The 4,086-nt window shown below is 72.6% G+C and carries 4 protein-coding genes and 1 pseudogene; 2 read left to right on the top strand and 3 right to left on the bottom strand.

Annotated elements, in window-relative coordinates; all coding sequences use genetic code 11:
• From AOK00_RS25855 to AOK00_RS25845, 3 genes and pseudogenes are all read right to left on the bottom strand, one after another.
• Positions 1 to 559: pseudogene (locus AOK00_RS25855) on the bottom strand (hypothetical protein); the annotation flags it as partial.
• A gap of 10 nt (positions 560 to 569) precedes the next feature.
• On the bottom strand, positions 570 to 824 hold the full coding sequence (locus AOK00_RS25850) for a MoaD/ThiS family protein (RefSeq protein ID WP_030323286.1): 255 nt from the start codon (positions 822 to 824) through the stop codon (positions 570 to 572).
• 45 nt (positions 825 to 869) lie between these two features.
• Positions 870 to 1,676 carry an alpha/beta hydrolase gene (locus tag AOK00_RS25845; protein ID WP_173861631.1) on the bottom strand — a complete coding sequence of 269 codons (807 nt, stop codon included), beginning with the start codon at positions 1,674 to 1,676 and terminating at the stop codon, positions 870 to 872.
• Between the two features lie 226 nt (positions 1,677 to 1,902).
• Between AOK00_RS25845 and AOK00_RS25840 the strand changes: the two genes are divergently transcribed.
• A complete protein-coding gene (locus AOK00_RS25840) occupies positions 1,903 to 2,733 on the top strand; it encodes a response regulator transcription factor (protein ID WP_055602656.1) in 831 nt (276 codons plus the stop codon).
• A gap of 24 nt (positions 2,734 to 2,757) precedes the next feature.
• On the top strand, positions 2,758 to 3,786 hold the full coding sequence (locus AOK00_RS25835) for a LacI family DNA-binding transcriptional regulator (RefSeq protein WP_030323291.1): 1,029 nt from the start codon (positions 2,758 to 2,760) through the stop codon (positions 3,784 to 3,786).
• The last annotated feature ends 300 nt before the right edge of the window (positions 3,787 to 4,086 follow it).

Below are 4,086 nucleotides of genomic sequence, written 5' to 3'. Positions count from 1 at the left end.
CGCCGCCGGCGAGCAGCAGTCCGAGGACGGCGGTCAGGGCGGCGGGCCGCATCCCCGGCTCGATGATCGGCGAGCGGCCCTCGGCGCGGGCGCGCTGGGCGTCGGTGATCCGGGTGTTCCCGGAGGTGGTCGGCGAGGACCAGCCGGGACCCGCCTCACCGGCGGGCGCGGGAGCCGCCGGAACGGGCTCGGCGACGGGGACGGGCGCGGGGGCGTGGGCCGCCACCGGCCGGGGCTGGTGCTGGGGCTGCGCCTGCTGCTGCGGCTCCCCGTAGTACGCGGCGGGGTTCCCGTACGACTCGTACGGGGCCTGGCCCGACGCGTACGCCTCGTACGGCTGCGGCTGAGGCTGGTGCGGCTGCTGGTATGCCTGCTGGGCCTGCGCGGCCCGCGCCCGGTCGGCCTGGACCTGCTCGTACGTGACGGCCGGCTGGAACTGGGTGTCCCAGGTCTGGCCCTCCCACGTCTGGGTGACGTCGGGGCCCTGCTGCTCCTGGTGCCCGGTCCCGTTCGCGTACGGGTCGTACTGCTGACCGCCGTGGTACTGGTCGTTGCTCATGGTCTGGGGTTCACCCTCCTGCGAACGGGGGGAGCACCTCGACCGTGCCGCCCTCGGCAAGCCGTACCGTCTCATGGCTCCGGGTACCGACGGGGTCGCCGTCGACCAGGAACGAGCACCGCTTGAGGACCTGGACGAGCTCGCCCGGGTGCTTCGCGCGGGCCGCGTCGAGGGCCTCGGCGAGGTGCTCGGCGGTGTACGGCTCCTCCGCGACACCGGCGGCGGCCTTGGCCGCGGCCCAGTAGCGGATGGTTCCCGCTGCCATAGCGGCGCTCCCTTCGTTCGTGTGCGCGCCGCCCCCCATGATGGGCTATCCGCGCGTCAGCCAGTTCCCGATGCGGGCGAGCAGCTCCTCGTCCGCCGCGTTCTCGGCGTGGCCCATCCCCCGCTCGACCCACAGCTCCGCCTCGCCCGCCCCGGCCAGCATCCGGGGGTGGTCGAGCGGGAAGTACGCGTCCCGGTCGCCGTGCACGATCAGCAGGGGGGTCGGCGCGATCAGCGGCACCGCCTCCACGGGAGAGAGGGGTACGGGGTCCCAGGCGCGGCGGTCGATGCGGGTGCGGAGCCCGTACCGCCCGACGAGGCGGCCCGCCGGGCGGGTGACCACCCAGTGGAGGCGGCGCATCGGCGCCGTCCCCCGGTAGTACCAGCGGGCGGGCGCGGAGACGGCGGCGACCGCGTCGGCGCGTCCGTCCGTCTCGCGGGCGAGGGCCGCGTGGCGCAGGACCACGGAGCCGCCCATGGAGAAGCCGACCGTCGCCACGCGCGCGTGGCCGAGCTCGCGTGCCCAGCGGACGGCGGCGGACAGGTCGAGGACCTCCCGGTCGCCGAGGGTGGAGAGGCCGCCGGAGGCGCCGTGCCCGCGGAAGGAGAAGGTGATCACGGCCGCGCCCCGCTCGGCGAAGACACGTGCGGCGCGGCGGACGGCGGGCCGGTCGGCCGACCCGGTGAACCCGTGGGCGACGACGACCGCCGTATCGGTGACACTTGCCGGAGAGGGTTCGTAAACCGCCTCGATCCGGACATCGTCATCCGTACGCAACATTGCCCGCCGGGAGCCGGAAGTGATCAGGGAGACATCCACCATGTGAAATCCACCCTCTCCCTCTGAACTCATGTGGGCTATTCTCCTTGGCAGAGGATCCGGGCGACGCAGCCCCCGGGTCCTTTTGCGTTTTCCGACCGTTGTTACGGACGGATGAACAAAAGCTCTCAGGGCGCGAGAGCCGGCAGTGATCTGTACGAAGCAGTGCACGTCCTCGCAGGGACCGAGGAGGAACCGACGTTATGAGCGAGCGACCGAAGCACGACCGACCGACGGCAGGGACGGCAGGTGGTGCGCGATGAGCGCCTTGCTGCTCCTGACCAACGCTCTCCAGCCTTCCACCGAGGTGCTGCCCGCCCTCGGTCTGCTCCTGCACAACGTCCGGGTCGCCCCGGCCGAGGGCCCCGCCCTCGTGGACACCCCCGGCGCGGACGTGATCCTCGTCGACGGGCGGCGCGACCTCCCGCAGGTCCGCTCGCTCTGCCAGCTGCTGCGGTCCACCGGGCCCGGCTGTCCGCTGATCCTCGTCGTCACCGAGGGCGGTCTCGCGGCCGTCACCGCCGACTGGGGCATCGACGACGTCCTCCTCGACACCGCGGGACCCGCCGAGGTCGAGGCGCGGCTGCGGCTCGCGATGGGCCGCCAGCAGATCGTCGCGGACGACTCCCCCATGGAGATCCGCAACGGTGACCTGTCGGTCGACGAGGCGACGTACAGCGCCAAGCTCAAGGGCCGGGTCCTGGACCTGACCTTCAAGGAGTTCGAGCTCCTCAAGTACCTGGCCCAGCACCCGGGCCGCGTCTTCACGCGCGCGCAGCTCCTGCAGGAGGTGTGGGGGTACGACTACTTCGGCGGCACCCGGACGGTCGACGTCCACGTCCGTCGGCTGCGGGCCAAGCTCGGCCCCGAGCACGAGTCGCTCATCGGCACCGTCCGTAACGTCGGCTACCGCTTCGTCACCCCCGAGAAGGTCGAGCGGGCGGCGGAGGAGGCGCGCGCCAAGGCCGAGGAGGCCCGTGTGCAGGAGGAGGCGCGTGCGACCGCCCGCGTCAAGGACACCACGGCGGATGTCACCCCCCTGGCGGACACGAACGTGGCAGATGCCACAGTGCGACCTGCCGGTAGGTAGGTCCCCCCGCGTAGACTGCCGCGCGTGGCCAAGGTGACGCGGGATGACGTAGCTCGACTGGCAGGTACTTCGACCGCGGTCGTGAGCTACGTCATCAACAACGGACCCCGGCCGGTCGCCCCGGCCACGCGCGAGCGTGTCCTCGCCGCGATCAAGGAACTGGGCTACCGCCCGGACCGGGTCGCCCAGGCGATGGCGTCCCGGCGCACGGATCTCATAGGCATGATCGTGCCGGACGCGCGGCAGCCGTTCTTCGCGGAGATGGCGCACGCGGTCGAGCAGGCCGCCGCCGAGCGCGGGAAAATGGTCCTGGTCGGCAACTCCGACTACCGCGACGAGCGTGAGGTCCACTATCTGCGGGCCTTCCTCGGCATGCGGGTCTCCGGACTGATCCTGGTCAGCCAGGGCATGAGCGAGCGGGCCGCGAGCGAGATCGAGGCCTGGGACGCCCGCGTGGTGCTGCTGCACGAGCGGCCCGAGGCCCTCGACGACGTGGCCGTCGTCACCGACGACATCGGCGGCGCCCAGCTCGCCACCCGGCACCTCCTGGAGCACGGCCACGAGTACGTGGCCTGCATGGGCGGCATCCCGAACACCCCGGCGGTCGGCGACCCGGTCGCCGACCACGAGGAGGGCTGGCGGCGGGCCATGCTGGAGGCGGGCCGCTCGATCGAGGGCCGGCTCTTCCAGGCCCCGTACAACCGTTACGACGCCTACCAGGTGGCCCTCAAGCTGCTCGCGGGCCCGGACAGGCCGCCGGCCATCTTCTGCTCCACCGACGACCAGGCCTTCGGTGTCCTGCGTGCGGCCCGCGAGCTGCGCATCGAGGTGCCGACGGAGCTGGCGGTCGCGGGCTTCGACGACGTGAAGGAGGCGGCGCTCACCGACCCGCCGCTGACCACGATCTCCTCGGACCGGCCGGCCATGGCCCGTGCGGCGGTGGACCTGGTCCTGGACGACTCGCTCCGCGTGGCGGGCTCGCGCCGCGAGCGCGTGAAGCTCTTCCCGTCGGCCCTGGTGGTCCGCCGCTCCTGCGGCTGCGACGGCGGCTGATCCCGGCTCCTGCCCGTGCCCCGTTAGCCGGTGAGCGAGCCAGGGCCCTCGGCAGACCTGGGAAGGTCCCGCCCCGGGACGGTCCTTGTAAGGTCTCACCCCCGGGCGATCCTTATATCGGGCATACAGGCTTCTGTCGGGCTTCTCAGCCGCTCCTCAGACGGCTCTCATGTACGGCTCCGAGAGTCATTGCCATGACGGACTTCCAGGAGCAGCAGCCGCAGCAGCCCTACTACCCGCCGCACCCGCCGAGGCCGCCCTACGCCCCGGCCCAGCCGCCGGCGGGTGCGGCGGGTAGTA

This window comes from Streptomyces aureus, from assembly GCF_001418135.1.
Taxonomy (GTDB): Bacteria; Actinomycetota; Actinomycetes; order Streptomycetales; family Streptomycetaceae; genus Streptomyces; species Streptomyces aureus_A.
The sequence above is the reverse complement of the archived record's forward strand: the minus strand, read 5'-3'. Positions and strand labels throughout refer to the sequence as shown.

What these genes read in the sequence shown, in the direction of transcription:
- AOK00_RS25850 (WP_030323286.1), bottom strand. Translation starts at nt 824, where the DNA reads ATGGCAGCGGGAACCATCCGCTACTGGGCCGCGGCCAAGGCCGCCGCC.
- AOK00_RS25845 (WP_173861631.1), bottom strand. Translation starts at nt 1,676, where the DNA reads ATGAGTTCAGAGGGAGAGGGTGGATTTCACATGGTGGATGTCTCCCTG.
- AOK00_RS25840 (WP_055602656.1), top strand. Translation starts at nt 1,903, where the DNA reads ATGAGCGCCTTGCTGCTCCTGACCAACGCTCTCCAGCCTTCCACCGAG.